We start from the raw sequence: 19,544 nt of genomic DNA, 5'->3' as shown, positions 1-19,544 counted from the left end.
AGGTCGATGGCAGAGGGCGATGCAGCGGTGGGGACGCGCTTCGAGGACGGGATCGCCATCGTCACGGTGGACAACCCGCCGGTCAATGCGCTGTCGCAGCAGGTGCGCGCCGGGCTGCTCGAAGCGATCGGGCCGGCGGCCGCGGATCCGGCAGTCAAGGCCGTCATTCTCATCTGCGCGGGACGCACTTTCATCGCCGGCGCAGATATATCGGAGTTCGACAAGCCGCCCCTCGATCCGGCGCTTTCGCAGGTGCTCGACGCCATCGAGAATGCCGGCAAGCCGGTGGTCGCCGCCATCCACGGCTCCGCCCTGGGTGGCGGGTTCGAGGTGGCGCTCGCGGCCCATCATCGCGTCGCGCTCGCTACGGCGCGGCTCGGTCTTCCCGAAATCCGCCTCGGCCTCATTCCCGGCGCGGGCGGCACCCAGCGCCTGCCACGCCTCGTCGGGGTCGAGGCGGCCTTGCGGATCATCCTCACCGGAGCCCCGGTGGAGGCTGACGCGGCCGCCGCCATGGGCGCCATCGACCGGGTGGTGGAGGCGGGCGGCGATCTGCTTCCCGCGGCGATCGACCATGTCCGCGCGCGCCTTGATGGCGTCGCGCCAGTCGTTCGCACCCGGGACCGGGTCGCGGCGGCGTGGCTGGATACCGACCGCAGGATCCTGGCCGCCGTCCGGGCGGAGCAGGCTGGGCGGCAAGATGGGCAGATCGCCTGGAGGCACGCCATCGACGCGATCGAGACCGGCATGGAGCATGGCTTCGATGCAGGGTTGGCGGCGGAACGGGCATCGTTTCTCGAACTCCGCGGGAGCCCCCAGGCCAGGACCCTGCGCGAAGCCTTCTTCGCCGCCCGCAAGGCCGCGAGATCATCGTAAAACACCATTCCAAAAAGGCGCTTGGGCATCGGCCCTCTTGACACCCCAAAATTATGAATGAATATTCAGCCATCAAAAAGACCCCCTGCCCTCGCGGCGGGGGGTCCATGGGAGGGTTGCCTTGACCATGCTGGCGCGTGAGGTGTTTTCGCCTGAGCACGACATGCTGCGGGAGACCGCTCGCAAGTTCTTCGAAAGAGAAGTGGCACCTCATCACCGTGACTGGGAAAAGGCCGGCGTCGCTCCCCGCGCCATCTGGAAGAAGGCGGGGGAGGCAGGCCTCCTGTGCGTGGCCCTGCCGGAGGAATATGGTGGCGCCGGCGCCGACCGGCTCGCCTCAGCGGTGCTGATCGAGGAGCAGGCGCGCCTGGGCCTGTCGGGGCCGGGCTTCTCCACCCATTCCGACATCGTCGCCCCCTATATCTTCAATTACGGCACGCCGGAGCAGAGGGCGCGCTGGCTGCCGGCCATGGTGCGCGGCGACCGGATCGGCGCCATCGTCCTCACCGAGCCGAGCGCCGGCTCCGATCTTCGCTCCATCCGCACCTGCGCCGTGCATGACGGGGACGATCTTGTGCTGAACGGCCAGAAAACCTTCATCACCAATGGCCAGTGCGCTGATCTCCTGCTCGTCGCCGCCAAGACCGGGAACGCAGGGGCCGGGACTGCCACGACCGGAGCTGCCGCTGGATCGAAGGACCTTACCCTGCTCGTGGTGGAGGCCGAGCGGGCCGGCGTGTCGCGCGGCAAGAATTTCGAGAAGATCGGCATGAAGGCGCAGGACACCTGCGAGCTCTTCTTCGACAATGTGCGGGTTCCGATCGCCAACATCCTGGGCGAGGAGGGCAAGGGGTTTCCCCTCCTGTCCCGGGAACTGGCGTGGGAGCGGCTCCAGATCGCCATCGGCGCCGTCGCCACTTCGGCTGCGGCACTGGAATGGACGCGGGACTACACGCGCAATCGCAAGGCCTTCGGCACGCCCGTCGCGGACTTCCAGAACACCCGCTTCCGTCTCGCCGAAGCGAAAACGGAGATCGAGATCGCTCAGGTGTTCGTGGATCGCTGCCTCAGAGAGGTAAATGAGGAACGCCTCGACGGGACTGTGGCGGCGATGGCGAAATACTGGTGCACGGAACTCATGGGGCGGGTGCTTGACCAGTGCCTGCAGCTGCACGGCGGCTACGGCTACATGTGGGAATACCCCATCGCCCGCGCCTATGCCGATGCCCGCGTGCACCGGATCTATGGAGGGTCCAACGAGATCATGAGGGAGCTGGTCGCCCGCACCCTCTGACTGCGCGGAATGCATGCGCGACAAAAATGAATGACTATTCAGCCATAATAAGCAGCCGGGAGAACGCCATGATCCGAGAGGAGTTCGCCTGCCCCAGCGGCGGCGCGGCACGAAGCAGGACGAAGCCCACGACAGGAGGGCGGGCGCGATGCTGATCAACGCCCTCAACGGCCTTGTCTATGGCAGCCTGCTGTTCGTCCTCGCCTCCGGCCTCGTGCTCATCTACGGCCTGCGGCGGGTGGTGAACTTCTCTCACGGCGCCCTGTACATGCTCGGAGCCTATGCGGGCTATTCGGTCGCCGTCAGCTTCAGCTTCCCGCTCGGCGTCGTCGCCGCGGGCCTTGCGCTCGGCGCCATCGGCGTGCTGCTCGACGTGGTGCTGTTCCGCCAATTGAGCACCCGCCATCCGCTGGTGACGGTGATCGCGACCTTCGGCGTCCTCCTCGTAATCGAGGATCTGGTGCGCTCGGTCTGGGGCACGCAGAACTACGCCATCGATCCGCCGGCGCTGCTGTCCGGGGTCGTCGAGATCGGCGGCGCGCCGTTCCCCGTCTACCGGCTCTTCATCGTCGGGGCGAGCGCGGCCATGGCGGCGGCTCTGGCGGCATGGCTGCGCTATTCCCGCAGCGGTCTTTTCGTGCGCGCGGCGAGCCAAGACCCATCGGTGGCGGCCATGTGTGGGGTGCGTACCGCCCTCATCGGCCCCATGGTGGTGGGCCTCGGCGCTGCCTTCGCCGGGCTTTCCGGCATCCTCGCGGCACCGTTCCTGTCGCTCAATCCCGCCATGGGCAGCGAGGTCCTGGTCCTGTCCTTCGTGGTGTCGGTGATCGGCGGACTCGGCAGCTTCTCCGGCGCCTTCATTAGCGCCATGCTGCTCGGCCAGGTGCAGGCGTTCGGCACCGTTCATACGCCCGAGCTGGCCTCGCTCCTGCCCTTCCTCCTGATGTCCGTGGTGCTGATCTTCCGGCCCCAGGGCATCGCCGGACAGAAGGCCTGAGCATGGCGATGATCTCGACCGCCCGCCCGCCCGTGGCCGGCCTGTCCCAGCGCCTCTCGATGCTGATCGTGCTCGTCGCGTTGGCGGCGTTGCTGTTCGGCGTGGAGCGCTTCGGCTCGCGCATCCTCGTCAGCCTGCTGGCGCAGGCGATCATCGTCTCGGCCTTGGCCTTCGGCGTCGGGCTGCTCATCCGCGTCTCCGGGCTCGTGAGCTTCGGTCACGCGGCGCCGTTCGGGCTCGGGGCCTACGGCACCGTCTACGCCCTGTCGGGAGCGGCGCCGCTGCCGCCGGAGATCGGGCTGCCACTGGTGGTGATGTTCGTCACCCTTGTGTTCTTCCTCATCGGCCTCGTCATCAGCCGGCTGGAGGGCGTCGCCTTCAGCATGCTGACCCTGGCGCTGGGGCAGGCGGCCTTCGTCGCGGCCACCAAGTTCCGCTCCCTGACCGGCGGCGGCGACGGGGTGATCATCGACATGCCCCGCCAGCTCTATGGCGTCCATGCCGATGTGCTGCAGAGCCCCTACGGGATGTTCGTCGTCGGCGTCGCGCTGCTGACGCTAGTCTATTTCGCGCTGAACATCGCGGAACGCACGCAACTCGGCCGGCTCGCCGTCGCCATCCGCGAGAACGAGGAGCGGGTGCGCTTCCTCGGCTATCGAACCCGCGTGCTCAAGGCCGGCGTGTTCGCCGTCTCGGCCAGCCTCGCCGCGCTCGGCGGCGTGCTGTTCGCGCTCTATCAAGGCTTCGTCTCGCCGGAGATCCTGCACTGGACCTTCTCCGGCTCGGCGCTGATCATGGCCATCCTCGGCGGGACCTCCGCCCTGTGGGGGCCCGTCGCCGGGGCGTTCGCCTTCTTCTTTCTCAAGGACGGCCTCGCCGACGTCACCACCCACTGGCTGGCGGTGCTCGGCATCACGCTGATCCTCGTCACCATCGCCTGGCCGAGCGGCATCTCGGGGGCGGTGCAGTTCCTCCTGGCGAGGGTCCCGGCGCTGTTCGCGAAGGGGAAGGGGCGATGAGCGCGCTGTTCCGCTGCGTCGACATCGGCAAGCAGTATGGCGGCCTCGTCGCGCTCCAGGGCATCAGCCTCTCGCTGGAGGTGGGCCGGGTGCACGGGCTCATCGGCCCGAACGGTGCTGGCAAATCCACATTCATCGACGTGGTCTCCGGCCGCACGCCCGGCACCGGCCACGTCTATCTCGACGACCGCGACATCACCCGCGTGCCGCTCAGCGAGCGGCGCCGCATGGGCGTGTCGCGCTCGTTCCAGCGCACCTCCATCTTTCCCGCGCTGACCATCCGCGAACAGCTCGATATCGCCGCCCACGGCGCCGGGGGCGGGCATACGGGCGAGCTGACCGACATGCTCGGCCTCGCGGACGTGCTCGACGCCCGCGCCGAGGAGGTGAGCTACGGGCAGCAGCGGCTGGTGGACCTCGCCCTGGCACTGGTGGGCAACCCGCGGGTGCTCCTCCTCGACGAGCCCGCCGCCGGCCTGTCGGTGGCGGAGTCGCAGACGCTCGCCGCCCATCTCGAGGAGGTGGCTGCGCGATGGAAGGTGGCGGTGCTGCTGGTGGAACATGATATGGACGTGGTGTTCCGCGTCTGCCACGTCCTCACCGTGCTCGCATCCGGGCGCTGGCTGGTTGCCGGGCCTCCGGACGAGGTGCGCAGCGACCCCGCGGTGATCGGCGCCTATTTCGGGAGCGCCGCATGACGGCCCTGCTGGAGTTCGATGCGGTCAACGCCTATTACGGCGCCGCCCACATCCTGCACGGCGTGAGCCTGAAGGTGGATGAGGGCGAGCGCGTCGCCGTGCTCGGCCGCAACGGGGTGGGCAAGACCACCATCGTCAATACCCTTCTGGCGCTCGCCACCATGCGCGGCGGCGCGATCCGGATGCGCGGCGCCGCGCTGCCCCGGGTCGCGGGCCATACGGCGGCGATGCATGGCATCGCCGTCGTGCCCCAGGGCCGCAAGATCCTGCCGAACCTCTCCATCGAGGAGAACCTGAAGCTCGGCGCCGCCCTGCGCCGGCCGGGGCGCTGGGATCTCGATGCCGTCTACGCCCTGTTCCCGGTGCTGCGGGAGCGCCGGCATACGCCGGGCACCGCGCTAAGCGGCGGCCAGCAGCAGATGCTCGCCGTCGGCCGGGCGCTCATGGCCAATCCCGACCTGCTCATCCTCGACGAGCCGAGCGAGGGGCTGGCGCCCGTCATCGTCGACGAGCTCGCTGGCGTGCTGCGCGATCTCGCCGGCACCGGTGTCGCCATCCTCCTGATCGAGCAGCACCTGCGCCTCGTTCGTGACCTGTCGGAGCGGTTCTACGTGATCTCGAAGGGGGCCGTGTCAGCCACGGGGGTGATGAAGGACGTAGATCAGAAGACCCTTCAGGCCAGCATCATGCGCTGAAGAAAAAGAGTGAAGAACAAAGAAGCCGGAAATGAAAAGGGAGAAGCGTCATGAAGGGAGTTTCCAAGTCGTTGGCCATCTTGCTGGCCCTCGCGGCCGGGGCCGCGCCGGCACAGGCCGCGCCTGATCCGCTGCGCATCGGCGTGCCCACCTCGCGCACCGGCGCCCTCGCGGTGCTGGGCGACCAGGTGGTGCGGGCCATCGAGTTCGCGGCGGAGCGGGCGAACGCCGCCGGCGGTGTCGACGGGCACAAGGTGGAGGTGCGCGTCGCCGACGACGAGGGCAACCCCGATGCCGGCCGCAGGGCGGGCGAGAAGCTGAGCCTGGAGGGATACCGGATCCTCATCGGCACCATCTCCTCCGCCGTCGGCCTGGCGCTGTCCACACAGCTCAACCGCTGGGATGCCATCTATGTCTCGGTGGTGAACAAGAGCCCAAAGATCACCGGCGATTCCTGCTCCCGGCGCATGTTCCGCGCCAACCATTCCGACGACATGGACTTCGCCATCGTCGCTCCCTGGCTGAAGGACCAGAAGGAGCAGACCTGGGCCATCATCGCGGCCGACTATCTGTGGGGACGTGGCTCCGGCTCCGCCTTCAAGACCACCGCCGAGCGGCTCGGGCGCACCGTCAAGCTCGAACTCTTCCCGCCGCTCGGCACCACCGACTACGCCCCCTACATCACCCAGCTGCGCGACAGCGGGGCGCAGGGGCTGTGGGTCGCGCTCGCCGGCTCCGACGCGATCAATTTCGCCAAGCAGGCCAAGCAGTTCGGCCTCACCGACAAAGTGGTAATGTTCGGCCACAACTTCGTCACCCCCTCCTCCATCAAGGCGGTGGGCAAGGACGCCATCGGCATCTGGGGCAACCTCGGCTACGCGCCAGACATCCCGACGCCGGTGAACGCGGACTTCGTCGCCGCCTGGCGCGCCAAGTTCCAGACCGACCCCACCGACTACGAGGGAGAGGCGTATGCCGGCATGCAGGCCATCTTCTCCGCCGTGACCAAGGCGAAGAGCGTCGCTCCGCTGGAGGTCGCCAAGGCGCTCGAAGGCCTCACCGTCTCCACCGTGTTCGGCGACGTGACCATGCGCGCCGCCGACCACCAGATGGAGCTGCCCAACTATATCGGCCGTGTCTCCGAGACGGACGGGAAGGTCGCCATCAAGACCCTCCTCACCTTCGACGCCGCCACGGCGACCCCGCCGCCCAGCCCGGCCTGCAAGCTGTGAGCGAGGGGGCTTCCATGCGCATCCTCCTCACCGGAGCGAGCCGCGGCATCGGCCGCGCCATGGCGGAACGTCTCGCGGGGCCGGGGGTCGCCATCGGCTTGTGCGCCACAAAGGCCTCCCGCGAGCACGACGAGGCGGTCACAGCGTGCCGGGCACGGGGGGCGCATGCCGAAGCCCTGGTCGGCGACCTCGGCGACAGCACCGTCCCCGCCGCCCTCGTTTCACAGACCGTCGCCGCGTTCGGCGGCCTGGACGCGGTGGTCTCCAATGCCGGCATCATGCTGGCGGGCTCCCTCGCCGAGATCGACGAGGAGGCCTGGGATCGCACCTTCGCCGTGAACGTGCGCGGCGCGTGGCTTCTGGCCCGCGCCGCCCATCCCCATCTGGCCGCGACCGACGGCGCATTCGTCGCCGTCGCCTCCACCTCCGGTGTGCAGCCCTATCCCGGCGGCGGCGCCTACAGCCCCAGCAAGGCGGCGCTGCTCATGCTGGTGCAGACCCTGGCCCAGGAATGGGCCGCCAGCGGCGCGCGCGCCAATGCAGTGTCGCCGGGTCTGTTCCTCAGCGACATGACCGCCGCCATCTACGCCGACCCATCCCGGCGGGCGGCGCGCGAGGCGCTGGTGCCACTGCGCCGGATCGGCGACGCGGCCGCGGACCTGGCCGGCGTGGTCGCGTTCCTGATCTCGCCGGCGGCGCGCTACATCACCGGACAGAACATCGTCGTCGACGGCGGGTTTCTCGGCTCCATCCAGGCCCACCTCGCCGGACGGCCCAAGGCGGGGGCGGCGTGATGGGCTTTCCCCTCCCCAACCCCGAACGCGCCGCCGCCTACCGCGCGAGCGGACAGTGGCGGGACGACACCCTGCCCGACCTCATCGCCGCGAGCGTGCGGGCGGCCCCGGACAAGGTGGCGGTGCGTGATGCATCGGGCACCAGCCTCACTTATGCCGACCTCGATGCCCGTTCGCAGCGCGTCGCCGGCTTCCTCGCGGCCAGCGGCGTCGGCCGGGGGGACGTGGTCACAGTCTGCCTGCCCAACTGGTGCGAGACGGTGGTGGTCTTCGTCGCCGTCATGAGGCTCGGGGCAGTGGTCAACCCGATCCCGGTAACCTACGGACGGGCGGAATTGTCCTTCGTGCTCGCCAAGTGTGACAGCCGGGCCCTGTTCGTCCCTGGCCGCTTCCGCAGCACCGATTTCACCGCGCTGCTCGCCGCCGTGGATCCGGCCCTGCTCGCCGGCCGCACCATCGTGCGGATGGGCGAGGGGGAGGCCACCATCGGCCACTCCCGGGCCGAGGCGCTGACCCACTCGCCGCTGGCGGCGCCACCGGCCCTCGATGCCGACGACCCGGTGGCGGTGCTGTTCACGTCCGGAACGGAATCCCGGGCGAAAGGCGCGGTCCACACCCACAACACGATCCGCTTCGGCGAGCAGGCGCTGGCCGATGCGCTGCGGCTCGATGCCCGCGACGTCGCCTTCATGGCCTCGCCCATCTCCCACACCACCGGCTTCATGCACGGCGTGGTGATGACGCTGATGCTGGGCGGCTCCCTGTCGCTGCTCGACGTGTTCGAGGGGCACGCGGCGATGCGCCAGCTCGCCGAGCACCGCTGCACCTGGACCATGGGCGCGACACCGTTCCTCGTCGACATCGTCGCCGCCCTGGAGAAGACCGGGAGCAGCCTTCCGAACCTGCGCTACTTCCTGTGCGGGGGCGCCCCCGTGCCGGTTCCGGCGGCGCAGCGGGCGGTTGCAGCCGGCGTGCGTGTCATGTCGGTCTACGGCTCCACCGAAAGCCCGCCCCACACGGTGGTGCATCCGCAGGACCCGGCGGACAAGGCCTGGACCACCGACGGGCGGCCGGTCGGCAACATCGAGGTCCGGATCGTCTCGCCGGACGGGCGGGACCTTGCCGACGGCGAGGTGGGCGAGGAGTGGTCGCGCGGACCGAACACCTTCCTCGGCTATCTCGGCGAGCCGGAACTGACCGCTCGCGACCTCGACCCCGACGGTTGGTACCACTCGGGCGACCTCGCGCGCCGCGAAAGCGACGGATCGCTGCGCGTGGTCGGGCGTATCAAGGACATCATCGTCCGCGGCGGACAGAACATCTCGGTGCGAGAGGTGGAGGACTATCTGTGCGCCCATCCCGCCGTGCGCCAGGTGGTGGTGGTGGGAATGCCGCACGAGCGCCTCGGCGAGATTGGATGCGCGGTGGTGGTGCCCCATCCCGGCCGCAGCCTCACTTTGCCCGAATTGACCGACTTCCTCGCCGCCAAGGGCGTGGCGCGCTTCAAGCTGCCGGAACGCCTGGAGGTGTGGCCCAGCCTGCCGTCCAACGCCAGCGGCAAGATCCAGAAGTTCCTCATCCGCAAGGCGCTCGCCGAAACCCCCGACAGGAGCCAGCCATGATCCGCACGGAGCGGGAGGGCGCGGTCGCGACCCTCACCCTGAGCCGTCCCCCGGTCAACGCCATCGACCCCGCCTTCGTGGACGCCCTGGAGGCCGCCCTCGACACGGTGGAGGCCATGCAGCCGACGCTGGTGGTGATCCGCTCAAACCAGAAATGCTTCTGTGCCGGAGCCGATCTCGCCCTCATCCGCAGCTTCTTCGACGGCGCCGACGGGACCGGGCGGATGGTTGCCTATGTGCGCACGCTCCATGCCGTCTTCAACCGTCTGGAGGCGCTGCCCGCCGTCACGCTCGCGGTGATCGACGGGCCGGCCTTGGGCGGCGGGCTTGAGCTGGCGCTGGCCTGCGACCTCAGGATCGCCACCACGCGGGCAAAGCTCGGCCTGCCCGAGGCGCGGGTCGGCATGATCCCCGGCGCGGGGGGACCCAGCGCCTGACCCGGCTGTGTGGGCCTGGCGTCGCCTCGCGGCTGATCCTTGGCGGGGAGGTGGTGGAGGGCACGGAGGCGGCGCGGCTCGGCATCACCCAATGGACGGCGGAGGCCGGGGAACTCGACGCGCGCGTGGCGGAGATCGCGGGGCGGATTTCCGGCCTGTCGCGCCAGGCCCTCGCCGCTTCCAAGGACTGCATCGCCGCCTGGTCCGATCCGCGGGCCGACGGTTTCGCCCGTGAGATCGAAAAGCCGGCGCAGATCATGCCCACCCGGGAGGCCCGCGAGCGGGTCGAGCGCTTCTTCGCCCGCAAGGCGTCCTGACGCCGCCTGTTTCATTCGATGGAGATCATGATGAATTTCAAGGACAAGATCGTTGTCGTCACCGGCGCCGCCTCGGGCATCGGCCATGCCTGCGCGCGCGCCTTCGCCGAGGCCGGGGCACGGGTGGCGCTGACCGACGTCAACGTGCCGGCGGGCGAGGCGGCGGCCGGAGCGGTCCAGGCGACCGGAGATGTTCGCTTTCTGCCCCTCGACGTGACCGACCGGGCCTCCGCCGCGGCCCTCGCCGCCCGCATCGAGGCGGAGTTCGGCCGGCTCGACGTGCTGGTCAATGCCGCCGGCTGGGACATCATCCAGCCGTTCATGGAGAACTCCCCCGAATACTGGGAGAAGATCGTCGCGCTCAACTTCATGGGGCCGGTGCAGGTGACGCGGGCGCTGCTGCCGCTGTTGTTCGCCTCCGGCTCCGGGCGCATCGTCAACGTGGCGAGCGATGCCGGGCGGGTCGGCTCCTATGGCGAGACGGTCTATGCCGGCGCCAAGGGCGGGATCATCGCCTTCACCAAGTCGCTCGCCCGCGAGGTGGTGCGCAAGCAGGTCCGGGTGAACTGCATCTGCCCCGGCCCCACCGACACGCCCCTGTTCGCCTCCCAGTCGGACAAGATGCGCGAGGCGCTCACCAACGCCATTCCCATGAAGCGGGTGGCCCAGCCCTCCGAGATCGCCGACGCGGTGCTCTATTTCGCCTCCGACCGCTCCAGCTTCATCACCGGCCAGGTGCTGAGCGTGAGCGGCGGCCTGACCATGGTGGGCTGAGGGGGCACACGGCGCCTCCCGCGAGAGCGCCGTTTCCGCGGATCTTTCCAACGACGGGACATCATGAGCCGGGAAACCACGAGCAAGGTCGCCACCCTCGGGGATGCAGTGCGCGCCACGGTCACTCCCGGCGCGACCCTGCTCTTCGCCTTCACCCACAACCGCTCCCACGCCGCGGCCTTCGAGGTGGCGCGGCAGTTCCGCGACCGCCGATGCCTGACGCTCGCCGGCACGGGCCTCCTGGAATATGCCTCGATCCTGGTGGCGGCAGGCGCGGTGGAGCGGCTGGAATCGGCTTTCGCCGGGGGAACCTATCCGGCGCCCGCGCCGTCGCGGCAGCTCCAGGCGGAGATCGATGCCTGCGCCGGCAACGACCCGGACTGGACCAACCTCACCATGACGCTGCGCCTGATGGCCGGGGCAATGGGGTGGCCGTTCGTGCCCACCAACAGCCTGTTCGGCTCCGGCCTTTGGAACGGGCGCCAGCGTGCCCGCATCACGGACCCCTTCACCGGCGCGCCGGCGAGCGTCATCGCGCCGTTGCGCCCGGACGTGACCTTCCTGCATGCGCCGGTGGCGGATACCCTGGGCAACACCATCCTCCACGCGCCCGATGCCGAGGAGAGCTGGGGTGTCTACGCCGCGCGCCAGGTGGTGGTGACGGCGGAGCGCGTGGTGTCGCCGGAGACGCTGCGCGGCATCGGCCCGCGCACCGGCATCCCGGGCCACCTGGTGGCCCACGTGGTCCACGCACCGTTCGGCGCCCATCCGCAGGGCCAGTTCCTCTGGTCCGAGGACGAGGGGGTCGAATCCTATGCGGAGGACTACGCCTTCCGGCAGATGCTGCGCGCTTTGGTGCGCGATCCCGGGGCCCTCAGGGCCTGGGTGGAGGAGTGGGTGTTCGGCACCGACCATGCGGCCTATCTGGACCGCCTCGGCGCCGTGCGCCTCGACGACCTGAGGGCGGAGGCGGTTTCTCCCATCGCCGCGGATCCGAAGGGTTGGGACGAGCCCGCCTCGCCCGAGGAGCGCGCCGCCGCGCTCGCCATGACAGTGGCGGAAGGGCGCGTCGCCGCCAACGCCGCGGACACGCTGTTCGCCGGTATCGGGCTTGCCCATCTTGCCGCGTGGGGCGCGGAGCGGCGGTGCCGCGCGCGCCAGCTTCCGGTCTCCCTCATCGCGGAAACCGGGATGATCGGGTTTCGCCCCATCGCCGGCGATCCCTACCTCTTCAACCGCCCGAACGCGGCATCCTCACTGTTCCACTCAAGCTTCACGCAGACCCTCGGCGTGCTCGCCGGCTCCAACGCCAGGCGCTGCCTCGCCATGCTCGCCGCGGCGCAGATCGACCGGCAGGGCAACATCAATTCCTCCCGCTCGGCCGACGGGCGCCTGATCGTCGGATCGGGCGGCGCCAACGACCTCGCCAGCGGCGGCGGCGCCTGCCTCGTGGTCATGCCTCTGAAAGCGGGGCGCTTCGTGGAGGAGCTGCCGTTCGTGACCAGCCCGATCCGACACCATGCCGGGGTGGCCACCGATCTCGGATTGCTCGAGCGCGACGAGACGGGAGACCTGCGCGTCACCGGCGTGACCTGCGCCCCCGGCGAGGAACAGGCGACGCTCAGTGAAATCTCCCGGCGCTGCGGGCGCGAGATCGCCCGCGCGCCCGACCTTGTCCGCTTCGCTCCCCCCACCCCCGACGACCTCGCGCTGCTGCGCGGCTTCGACCCCTGCCGGACGATCCTCGCTTGAGGCGGTCCTTATCCTTCCGGAGACCTGAGATGATCTACACCGACGTCCTCTACGAAGTGAGCGAAGGCATCGCCACCATCACCATCAACCGGCCCGATCGCCTGAACTGCTTCCGCGGGCGGACCATCGAAGAGCTGATCCACGCCTTCAAGCGCGCCTGGGCCGACAAGGAGGCGGGGGTGGTGATCCTCACCGCGGCCGGCACCAAGGCCTTCTGCGTCGGCGGCGACCAGAAGGAGATGCAGGAGAAGGGCACCTACGGCGCATCGGAGAACGGCCTGTGGGAGATCGACGACCTGCACATGGTCATCCGCAACATCCCCAAGCCGGTGATCTGCGCCGTGAACGGCTATGCCATCGGCGGCGGCCACGTCATCCACGTGCTCTGCGACGTGACCATCGCCGCCGAGCACGCGAAGTTCGGCCAGGCGGGACCGCGCGTCGGCTCGTTCGACGCGGGCTGGGGCTCGGCCTATCTTGCCCGCACCGTCGGCGAGAAGCGGGCGCGGGAGATCTGGTTTTTCTGCCAGCAGTACGACGCCAGGACCGCCCTCGAATGGGGGCTGGTGAACCGGGTGGTGCCCGCCGACAAGCTGATGGAGGAGGCGCGCGCGCTGGCGAAGCAGGCGGTTGCCCTGAGCCCGACCGCGCTGAAATTCCTCAAGCATGCCTTCAACGCCGACAGCGCCCACATCTTCGGCCAGGTGAAGATGGCCGCGGACGGCCTTGCCAGCTTCGTCAATTCCGAGGAGGCGAGCGAGGGGCGCACCGCCTTCCTGGAGAAGCGCCAGCCCGATTTCTCCCGGTTCCGCTGAGCAGGGGGCGCATAGCGATGACCACACTTCCGCTCGCGGGCCGCGTCGCGCTCGTCACCGGTGCCGGCAACGGCATCGGCCTTGCCATCGCGCGGGTGCTGGCGGAGCGGGGCGCCCGCGTTGCGCTCAACGACCTCGACCTGGAGGCCGCCGCCCGGGCGGCGCAGACGCTGGGCGAAGCCCACCTGTCGGTGCGCGCGGACGTGTCCAGCGAGGCCGATGTGGAGGCCATGGTCGGCGAGGTGCGCGATGCCTTCGGACGCATCGACATCCTCGTCAACAATGCCGGCGTCGGCGACGGCGGCGTGCCCACCCTCGACCAGAGCCTCGCCGTGTTCGAGCGAACGCTCGCCATCCACGTGAACGGCACCTTCCTGATGTCGCGAGCGGTTGCCGCCGGCATGGCCAGGCAGGGGGGTGGCGCCATCATCAATCTCGGCTCCATCGCGGGGGAGCTGGGCATTCCCGTGCGCACCGCCTATTCGGTGGCCAAGGCCGGGATTTCCATGATGACCCGGGTTCTGGCCTGCGAATGGGCGCGGTTCGGCATCCGGGTGAATGCGGTGGCCCCCGGCTACGTGCGCACGCGGCTGGTGGAAGGGCTGATCACCAGCGGGCGGCTGGATGCGCGGCGGATCGCGGCGCGCACGCCCCTCGGCCGCATGGGGCAGCCGGAGGAGATCGCCCGGGTGGTCGCCTTTCTCGCTTCGCAAGAGGCCTCTTACGTTACCGGGGCGATCGTGCCGGTGGACGGTGGATATACCGCCTTCGGCGGGCCGTTCGACGCCTCCGGGGCATTTTCGGGCTACGATGCCGCGGCACCTGCGAAGGAGGGCGATTCAGGTCCCCCGCGCCGGACCGGACATGACCCGCGTGAAGGGGACGGATCGTAACCATGAAGACGGATGTCACCTCCATTGTCGAGGATCCGGATCTCGTCGAGAAGCGCCGCCACCAGATCGTCGTCGCGGCGACGCAGCTCTTCTCCGAGCAGGGGTTCTACAAGACGACGATCAAGGACATCGCCAAGAAGGCCGGCGTCAGCGCCGGGCTGGTCTACCTCTACGTGCGCGAGAAGGAGGACGTCCTGCTGCTCGTCCTGCTGCAGGTGGTGGAGGCCTATGCGCGCGAGATTCCCAAGGCGATGGAGAATTTCACCGATCCGCTGGAGCGCCTGATGCGGGCGGTGGAGGCCTATTGCCGGGTGGTGGACGGGCATCGTGCAGCAACCGTTCTCGCCTACCGCTCCACCAAGTCGCTGTCCCCCGACCGGCGGGAGCTGATCCAGCAGCGCGAGACGGAAACCAACGACATCATCGCCAACGCCATTGTCGCCTGCATGAAAGCCGGCCTCATCCGCAAGCTGAACGTGGACGTGCTGACCTACCAGCTCGTGCTCGTGGCCCATGGATGGGCGCTCAAGAGCTGGTATTTCAAGTCTCGGCTGACGCTCGAGGAATACATCGTGGACAGCCTCGACATCCTCCTCGCCGGGGTCCTGACGCCGGTGGGGCAGCTCCACCGCGCCGAGCTGCGCGACAGGGATGCGCGCAACGACCTCGGCCCACGCAATTCGCGAGCATGACGGGAAACACCATGGCCGACCACGATACCGGTGCGCGGAGCCTGAGGGAACGGATCGAGCGTCTGTTCGAGGTCAATGCCTTCTCTTCGACCCTTCCCATCCGCCTCGTCGAGGCCGAGAAGGGTCGGGCGCTGCTGACCATGGATGTCGATCCCGGACAGATGAACGGCCACGGCAGCTGCCATGGCGGGGCCCTGTGGACGCTTGCCGACATGGCCTTCGGCGCGGCCGGCTTCTATGACGGCACGATCCTGACCATGGGCTCGGACCTGACCTTCATCCGCCCCGCCCCGGGCGGGTCCACCGTGCTTGCCTCGGCGACGCAGGTCAGCCGTAAGGGGCTCACCGGCATCTTCCGCATCGAGCTGACCACCCGGCCGGGCGATCCGGAGGCCGTCGTCGCCGCCGGCACCTTCACCGGCCGCTGGATGCGTCGGTCGGGCGCCGAAAGCACGGACACCGTGGCGGTCGGGGCGCAGGCGTAGATCCGCATCTTCCGCCGGGTCGCGCGGCGCGCGGCCACGTTTTCAGGCGACGTGGCGGCGTGTTCCAGTATATAAATACATTGATGTAAATCCACCGGTGTTTTCTCCGCGTGAAGCGCGCGGGAAATGGCTCGGGGACTGCCGGACGGCAGCGGCAGGACCTTTCACCGTCAAGCATGGCAGGGCGCTATGGCTCGAAACGAATTGCACCGCGACACCACCCTCGGCATCGTCGGCGCCGGCATCATGGGGCGGGGCATCGCCCAGATCGCCGCCGAGGCCGGCATGCAGGTGCGGCTCGCGGATGCCGACCCGAAGACGATCGAGGTGGCGAAGCAGGCCTGCGCCGGCATGATCCGCCGGAAGGCGGAGAAAGGGCAGATCAGCGCCGAGGCGGCCGAGGCCGCCATCGCCCGCATCCACGGCACCGATGCCGGGCCGCAGGCCGGCTATGCCGCCTTCGCCCATTGCGACCTGGTGGTCGAGGCGGTGGCCGAGCGCATGGACATCAAGCAACAGGTGCTGGCGGGGCTCGAGCAATCGGTGCGGGACGACTGCATCATCGCCACCAACACCTCTTCGCTTTCGGTGACCGGGTTCGCCGCAGCCGCGCGCCTTCCGGGGCGGGTGGCGGGCTTCCACTTCTTCAATCCGGTTCCCTTGATGAAGGTGGTGGAGGTGATCGGCGGGGTGCTCACCGACGCGCCGGTGCTCGACCGCCTCACGCAGGTCGCCCGCCGCATGGGCCACCACCCGGTGCGGGCCAGCGACACGCCGGGCTTCGTGGTCAACCATGCGGGGCGCGGCTATCTCACCGAGGCGCTGCGCATCGTCTCCGAGGGGATCGCGAGCTTCGCCGACGTGGACCTTGTGATGACAGAGGCCGCCGGGTTCCGCCTCGGCCCGTTCGAGCTGCTCGACCTGACCGGCCTCGACGTGTCCGTGCCGGTGCTGGAATCCATCTACCACCAGTATTACGAGGAGCCACGCTATCGCCCCTCCGTGCTGGCCGCGACCCGCCGCGCCGGCGGCCTGCTCGGGCGCAAGACCGGGCGGGGCTTCTACCTCTATGCGGACGGCAAGGCGCAAAAGCCGGCCGAGCCGCCGGTGCCGGACATCCGGCCGAACGGGCTCAGGGTCTGGGTCAGCGGCCGGGACGCAGAGGCCCAGGCGGCGGTGGCGGCCATCGGCACCGCCGCCGGCGCGACGCTGGAGCAGGGGCCCCGGCCGTCCGCGGCCGCGCTCGCCGTCGTCACGCCCTGGGGCGAGGATGCCGGCACGGCGGCGCTGGCGGAGAATCTCGATCCCCGCCAGGTGGTCGCCATCGATCCGTCCGGGCTCGGCCGGCGGCGCACGCTCATGGGAAGCCCCGCCACCGATCCGGCGGTTCGCGCAGCAGCGCACGCGCTGTTCGCTGCCGACGGTGCCGCGGTCACGCTCATCCATGACAGCCCGGGCTTCATCGCGCAGCGGATCCACGCCGCCATCGTCAATGTGGGGGCGGACATGGCGCAGCAGCGCGTCGCGGTTCCGCAGGACATCGACCGGGCGGTGGAGCTGGGCCTTGGATATCCGCGCGGCCCGCTGCGGCTGGGCGACGAGATCGGGCCGGGGCGGATCCTGCGGATCCTCGAAGCCATGTCCGATTTCTACGGCGATCCGCGCTACCGGCCGAGCCCGTGGCTGAAGCGCCGCGCCCGGCTCGGCCTGCCGCTGCACCATCCGGATTGAGAAAGGGCCGGCCTCGCCTTGCGGGGCAGGCCCTGGCGCCAGTGCTCCGGATTGCGGCCGGGATGGTGGCGACGATGTGTGTCTCGGGAAGGCCCCGCTCGCCCCTGGACTGGGCGGACGTCCTCACCGGGAGCGGAACATGTTTCCGCTGTCTTCGCTGGGATGATTTCATATCAATCACATGATACTTAATATATCTATCTATTGATATTTTTAGACGGCCGCAGGCTTCGGAACGGGGACAGAGCAGCTCCGCCCGCAGGTCACATCGCCTCGCGGGACGACAGGGGAGGAAAGATGACGCCATTCCACGTCAGCGTCGGCGAGACCGCGACGTTCACGAAGACGGTCGGGGAGACGGACGTCTATCTGTTCGCCGGCATCACCGGCGACTTCGCCCCCAATCATGTCAACAAGGCCTACATGGAAGCCTCGCGGTACGGCCGGCTTCAGGCCCACGGCGCGCTGATGGTGGGCTTCATGTCCACCGTGGCCGGCATCGTGGCGCGGCGCACCGGTGACACGTCCGACGAGATCGCCCTGTCCTACGGCTACGACCGCATCCGCTTCACCGCGCCGGTCTTCTTCGGCGACACGATCACCGTCGACTACCGCATCGTCGCCATCGACCTTGAGCGGCGACGCTCCATGGCGCAGGTGGAGGCGCGCAACCAGGACGGCGTCGTCGTGAGCGTGGCCACCCATATCCTCGCCTGGCTCCCCCGGCAGGCGGCGTGAGCCGCCTCGCCCCGCCGGGTTGCCGGCGGGCGCGCAACCATCGGACCCGGAGGCGCGGCCGCGCGGCGCCGGACCAGATGGGCATGGCCTGAGCCGGCCCGAGAAGATCGCGAAAGGGACACCCCTGCCTTGCTGACCCTCGGACAGATGCTCGAAACCACCGCCGCGTGGTTTCCGGACAAGCCGTTCATCCTTTTCGAGAACGACATCATCACCTACGGCGGCTTCAACCGACGGGCCGCGCGGCTGGCCGGTCTCCTCGCGAGCCTCGGCGCCGGTCCGGGCCCGCCCGTCGGCCTCTACCTGCCCAGTTGCCCGGACCTCGCCATCGGCTACCACGCCTGCCAGAAGGTCGGGGCCGTCGCGGTGCCGATCAGCCCCGCCTACAGGCCCCAGGAACTGGAGCGTCTCGCCGCGCGCACCCGCATGCCGGTGCTGATCTGCCGAAGGGCATCCCTGCCGATCGGCCAGACCATTGCAGAGGCGTTACGCAATGTGCTGCCGATGATCGGACTGTCATTGATGCAAGGGGATGGCGGCCGAAGGATCATTTCATCGCCTTTCGAACGATGAAATGATCCAGGCCCGAGCCGTGAACGCGGCCCGGGCCGCTCAGGGCTGCGGACGGCCCGCCTTGGCGGCCATCAGCGCTTCGGTGCAGGGCTGAGACAGATTTGCCGCATTCTGCTGCAAACAGCCGAGCAGGCGCCCACCGCCGGGCTGTATGCCGCTGCACAAGCGTCGCACGTCCCCCTCGCAGGCCGACTTCAGCTGCATCATCTGCTGACGCGACATTTGCTGCGCCTGGGCCGTGCCCCCTATCAGGGCAAAGGCGAGAACAAGAATGGTCCGCATCGATCGTCTCCTGGCGGATGAATGAAAAATGAAACCTGCTCACGCGCCGGACACAGCGCATGGCCGGCCAAAAGAACAAGGCTCAGAACGGCTCCACGCCCGTGATGCCGGGCTGCAGCCGGGGAATACGCGCTGCCTCCAGCTGCTGCGGCGAGAGCTTGCCGCGCAGGTTCGCCACCGCCGACTTAAGAGCCTGCGCCTTGGTGGTGTAGGCAATGAGCGTATCGGCGACCGCCTCAGCCCGGCCGAACGCCTCGGGTCCCTTGGGATCGTCCTTGCCATCGGCAGCGCCGAGGAGGGCGAGCATCCGCTCACGCTCCGGCACCAGCGCCAGCAGCGCGTTGGTATATCTGCGCCAGTCCTCCTGCTGTTCGACCGTGATGCCGATGGCCGTCTCCTGGACAGACAGGGCCGCTGCCAGCACCAGCCGCAGCCGGGCGCCGGTATAGTTCTGGCGGGCCATTTCCAGGCGATCAGCGAGCATTGCCAGCGGCGGAGCGCACTCCTCCACATAGGACCCTTCGGATTGGGCAACGGCGGGCGGTGCCAGATAGCGCACCGGGGTGGCCTCCTGTGCGGAGGCAGCGAGGGGGGCTGTGGTTGCCATGGTGGCGCCGAAGAGCGCCACGGCGAGAGTTCTGACCGACATGATGAGCTCCGTGCATTGAGTGGGCTCATCGTGCGGCGGTGGATTTGCAGCGGCTTCTCCGGTTTGTAGGAATTTGTTGCAGTCCTGCGATATCGATGCGTGGCCCAGGGCTACAAATTGAAACCGCCCGGACATTCCCGGGATACGGTAGGTCGTGAAAAGCACCGCCGGCCCCGCCC

At 69.1% G+C, this 19,544-nt stretch carries 22 protein-coding genes; 20 read left to right on the top strand and 2 right to left on the bottom strand.

Features of this window, described 5'->3' with window-relative positions; translation table 11 throughout:
- The first annotated feature begins 6 nt into the window (after nucleotides 1-6).
- From EZH22_RS12675 to EZH22_RS12580, 20 genes are all read left to right on the top strand, one after another.
- Nucleotides 7-876, top strand: a complete 870-nt coding sequence (locus EZH22_RS12675; protein ID WP_203195954.1) for an enoyl-CoA hydratase-related protein — start codon at nucleotides 7-9, stop codon at nucleotides 874-876.
- Nucleotides 877-1,003: 127 nt separating this feature from the next.
- Nucleotides 1,004-2,170, top strand: coding sequence for an acyl-CoA dehydrogenase family protein (locus EZH22_RS12670; RefSeq protein ID WP_231711528.1), 1,167 nt, complete (start codon nucleotides 1,004-1,006; stop codon nucleotides 2,168-2,170).
- 148 nt (nucleotides 2,171-2,318) lie between these two features.
- Complete coding sequence (locus EZH22_RS12665) at nucleotides 2,319-3,167, top strand: branched-chain amino acid ABC transporter permease (RefSeq protein WP_203195953.1); 849 nt, start codon at nucleotides 2,319-2,321, stop codon at nucleotides 3,165-3,167.
- Nucleotides 3,168-3,169: 2 nt separating this feature from the next.
- Nucleotides 3,170-4,186 carry a branched-chain amino acid ABC transporter permease gene (locus EZH22_RS12660; RefSeq protein WP_203195952.1) on the top strand — a complete coding sequence of 339 codons (1,017 nt, stop codon included), beginning with the start codon at nucleotides 3,170-3,172 and terminating at the stop codon, nucleotides 4,184-4,186.
- Nucleotides 4,183-4,884 (top strand): ABC transporter ATP-binding protein, encoded by a 702-nt coding sequence (locus EZH22_RS12655; RefSeq protein WP_203195951.1) that lies wholly within the window; start codon nucleotides 4,183-4,185, stop codon nucleotides 4,882-4,884. Before EZH22_RS12660 ends, EZH22_RS12655 begins: the two co-directional genes overlap by 4 nt.
- The gene (locus EZH22_RS12650; protein WP_203195950.1) at nucleotides 4,881-5,579 is read left to right on the top strand and encodes an ABC transporter ATP-binding protein; all 699 of its coding nucleotides are present in this window, start codon (nucleotides 4,881-4,883) and stop codon (nucleotides 5,577-5,579) included. Before EZH22_RS12655 ends, EZH22_RS12650 begins: the two co-directional genes overlap by 4 nt.
- A 50-nt stretch (nucleotides 5,580-5,629) precedes the next feature.
- Complete coding sequence (locus EZH22_RS12645; RefSeq protein WP_203195949.1) at nucleotides 5,630-6,811, top strand: ABC transporter substrate-binding protein; 1,182 nt, start codon at nucleotides 5,630-5,632, stop codon at nucleotides 6,809-6,811.
- A gap of 14 nt (nucleotides 6,812-6,825) precedes the next feature.
- The gene (locus tag EZH22_RS12640) at nucleotides 6,826-7,605 is read left to right on the top strand and encodes an SDR family NAD(P)-dependent oxidoreductase (RefSeq protein ID WP_203195948.1); all 780 of its coding nucleotides are present in this window, start codon (nucleotides 6,826-6,828) and stop codon (nucleotides 7,603-7,605) included.
- On the top strand, nucleotides 7,605-9,227 hold the full coding sequence (locus tag EZH22_RS12635; protein WP_203195947.1) for an AMP-binding protein: 1,623 nt from the start codon (nucleotides 7,605-7,607) through the stop codon (nucleotides 9,225-9,227). The genes EZH22_RS12640 and EZH22_RS12635 overlap by 1 nt, the downstream gene beginning before the upstream one ends.
- Entirely contained in the window at nucleotides 9,224-9,664 is a 441-nt protein-coding gene (locus EZH22_RS12630; RefSeq protein ID WP_203195946.1) for an enoyl-CoA hydratase/isomerase family protein, read from the top strand. The genes EZH22_RS12635 and EZH22_RS12630 overlap by 4 nt, the downstream gene beginning before the upstream one ends.
- 50 nt (nucleotides 9,665-9,714) lie before the next feature.
- On the top strand, nucleotides 9,715-9,981 hold the full coding sequence (locus EZH22_RS12625; protein WP_203195945.1) for a Clp protease/crotonase-like domain-containing protein: 267 nt from the start codon (nucleotides 9,715-9,717) through the stop codon (nucleotides 9,979-9,981).
- Between the two features lie 27 nt (nucleotides 9,982-10,008).
- Nucleotides 10,009-10,755 carry an SDR family NAD(P)-dependent oxidoreductase gene (locus tag EZH22_RS12620; RefSeq protein ID WP_203195944.1) on the top strand — a complete coding sequence of 249 codons (747 nt, stop codon included), beginning with the start codon at nucleotides 10,009-10,011 and terminating at the stop codon, nucleotides 10,753-10,755.
- Nucleotides 10,756-10,818: 63 nt separating this feature from the next.
- Complete coding sequence (locus tag EZH22_RS12615; protein ID WP_203195943.1) at nucleotides 10,819-12,507, top strand: CoA-transferase; 1,689 nt, start codon at nucleotides 10,819-10,821, stop codon at nucleotides 12,505-12,507.
- Nucleotides 12,508-12,536: 29 nt separating this feature from the next.
- Nucleotides 12,537-13,322, top strand: coding sequence for an enoyl-CoA hydratase-related protein (locus EZH22_RS12610; RefSeq protein WP_203195942.1), 786 nt, complete (start codon nucleotides 12,537-12,539; stop codon nucleotides 13,320-13,322).
- A 17-nt stretch (nucleotides 13,323-13,339) separates the two neighbouring features.
- Complete coding sequence (locus EZH22_RS12605) at nucleotides 13,340-14,215, top strand: SDR family NAD(P)-dependent oxidoreductase (RefSeq protein ID WP_203195941.1); 876 nt, start codon at nucleotides 13,340-13,342, stop codon at nucleotides 14,213-14,215.
- 2 nt (nucleotides 14,216-14,217) lie between these two features.
- Entirely contained in the window at nucleotides 14,218-14,907 is a 690-nt protein-coding gene (locus tag EZH22_RS12600) for a TetR/AcrR family transcriptional regulator (RefSeq protein ID WP_203195940.1), read from the top strand.
- An 11-nt stretch (nucleotides 14,908-14,918) separates the two neighbouring features.
- Nucleotides 14,919-15,392, top strand: coding sequence for a PaaI family thioesterase (locus tag EZH22_RS12595; protein ID WP_203195939.1), 474 nt, complete (start codon nucleotides 14,919-14,921; stop codon nucleotides 15,390-15,392).
- A 189-nt stretch (nucleotides 15,393-15,581) separates the two neighbouring features.
- Nucleotides 15,582-17,123: a 3-hydroxyacyl-CoA dehydrogenase gene (locus EZH22_RS12590; protein ID WP_231711448.1), complete on the top strand. Its 1,542-nt coding sequence runs from the start codon at nucleotides 15,582-15,584 to the stop codon at nucleotides 17,121-17,123.
- Nucleotides 17,124-17,420: 297 nt separating this feature from the next.
- Nucleotides 17,421-17,861, top strand: a complete 441-nt coding sequence (locus EZH22_RS12585) for a MaoC/PaaZ C-terminal domain-containing protein (RefSeq protein ID WP_203195937.1) — start codon at nucleotides 17,421-17,423, stop codon at nucleotides 17,859-17,861.
- A gap of 129 nt (nucleotides 17,862-17,990) precedes the next feature.
- The gene (locus EZH22_RS12580; RefSeq protein WP_203195936.1) at nucleotides 17,991-18,434 is read left to right on the top strand and encodes an AMP-binding protein; all 444 of its coding nucleotides are present in this window, start codon (nucleotides 17,991-17,993) and stop codon (nucleotides 18,432-18,434) included.
- Between the two features lie 39 nt (nucleotides 18,435-18,473).
- Here EZH22_RS12580 and EZH22_RS12575 read toward each other — a convergent pair whose 3' ends face one another.
- Nucleotides 18,474-18,716 (bottom strand): cysteine rich repeat-containing protein, encoded by a 243-nt coding sequence (locus EZH22_RS12575; RefSeq protein ID WP_203195935.1) that lies wholly within the window; start codon nucleotides 18,714-18,716, stop codon nucleotides 18,474-18,476.
- Nucleotides 18,717-18,798: 82 nt separating this feature from the next.
- Entirely contained in the window at nucleotides 18,799-19,365 is a 567-nt protein-coding gene (locus EZH22_RS12570) for a hypothetical protein (protein ID WP_203195934.1), read from the bottom strand.
- Between the last annotated feature and the right edge of the window lie 179 nt (nucleotides 19,366-19,544).

Origin of the sequence: Xanthobacter dioxanivorans (assembly GCF_016807805.1) — a bacterium.
In the GTDB taxonomy this organism is placed as follows: Bacteria; Pseudomonadota; Alphaproteobacteria; order Rhizobiales; family Xanthobacteraceae; genus Xanthobacter; species Xanthobacter dioxanivorans.
This window is presented reverse-complemented; position numbering and strand designations above follow the sequence as displayed.

Excerpts from the sequence above, each read along its gene's own strand:
- EZH22_RS12675 (WP_203195954.1), top strand. The coding sequence starts at position 7 with ATGGCAGAGGGCGATGCAGCGGTGGGGACGCGCTTCGAGGACGGGATC.
- EZH22_RS12670 (WP_231711528.1), top strand. The coding sequence starts at position 1,004 with ATGCTGGCGCGTGAGGTGTTTTCGCCTGAGCACGACATGCTGCGGGAG.
- EZH22_RS12665 (WP_203195953.1), top strand. The coding sequence starts at position 2,319 with ATGCTGATCAACGCCCTCAACGGCCTTGTCTATGGCAGCCTGCTGTTC.
- EZH22_RS12660 (WP_203195952.1), top strand. The coding sequence starts at position 3,170 with ATGGCGATGATCTCGACCGCCCGCCCGCCCGTGGCCGGCCTGTCCCAG.
- EZH22_RS12655 (WP_203195951.1), top strand. The coding sequence starts at position 4,183 with ATGAGCGCGCTGTTCCGCTGCGTCGACATCGGCAAGCAGTATGGCGGC.
- EZH22_RS12650 (WP_203195950.1), top strand. The coding sequence starts at position 4,881 with ATGACGGCCCTGCTGGAGTTCGATGCGGTCAACGCCTATTACGGCGCC.
- EZH22_RS12645 (WP_203195949.1), top strand. The coding sequence starts at position 5,630 with ATGAAGGGAGTTTCCAAGTCGTTGGCCATCTTGCTGGCCCTCGCGGCC.
- EZH22_RS12640 (WP_203195948.1), top strand. The coding sequence starts at position 6,826 with ATGCGCATCCTCCTCACCGGAGCGAGCCGCGGCATCGGCCGCGCCATG.
- EZH22_RS12635 (WP_203195947.1), top strand. The coding sequence starts at position 7,605 with ATGGGCTTTCCCCTCCCCAACCCCGAACGCGCCGCCGCCTACCGCGCG.
- EZH22_RS12630 (WP_203195946.1), top strand. The coding sequence starts at position 9,224 with ATGATCCGCACGGAGCGGGAGGGCGCGGTCGCGACCCTCACCCTGAGC.
- EZH22_RS12620 (WP_203195944.1), top strand. The coding sequence starts at position 10,009 with ATGATGAATTTCAAGGACAAGATCGTTGTCGTCACCGGCGCCGCCTCG.
- EZH22_RS12615 (WP_203195943.1), top strand. The coding sequence starts at position 10,819 with ATGAGCCGGGAAACCACGAGCAAGGTCGCCACCCTCGGGGATGCAGTG.
- EZH22_RS12610 (WP_203195942.1), top strand. The coding sequence starts at position 12,537 with ATGATCTACACCGACGTCCTCTACGAAGTGAGCGAAGGCATCGCCACC.
- EZH22_RS12605 (WP_203195941.1), top strand. The coding sequence starts at position 13,340 with ATGACCACACTTCCGCTCGCGGGCCGCGTCGCGCTCGTCACCGGTGCC.
- EZH22_RS12600 (WP_203195940.1), top strand. The coding sequence starts at position 14,218 with ATGAAGACGGATGTCACCTCCATTGTCGAGGATCCGGATCTCGTCGAG.
- EZH22_RS12595 (WP_203195939.1), top strand. The coding sequence starts at position 14,919 with ATGGCCGACCACGATACCGGTGCGCGGAGCCTGAGGGAACGGATCGAG.
- EZH22_RS12590 (WP_231711448.1), top strand. The coding sequence starts at position 15,582 with ATGGCTCGAAACGAATTGCACCGCGACACCACCCTCGGCATCGTCGGC.
- EZH22_RS12585 (WP_203195937.1), top strand. The coding sequence starts at position 17,421 with ATGACGCCATTCCACGTCAGCGTCGGCGAGACCGCGACGTTCACGAAG.
- EZH22_RS12575 (WP_203195935.1), bottom strand. The coding sequence starts at position 18,716 with ATGCGGACCATTCTTGTTCTCGCCTTTGCCCTGATAGGGGGCACGGCC.
- EZH22_RS12570 (WP_203195934.1), bottom strand. The coding sequence starts at position 19,365 with ATGTCGGTCAGAACTCTCGCCGTGGCGCTCTTCGGCGCCACCATGGCA.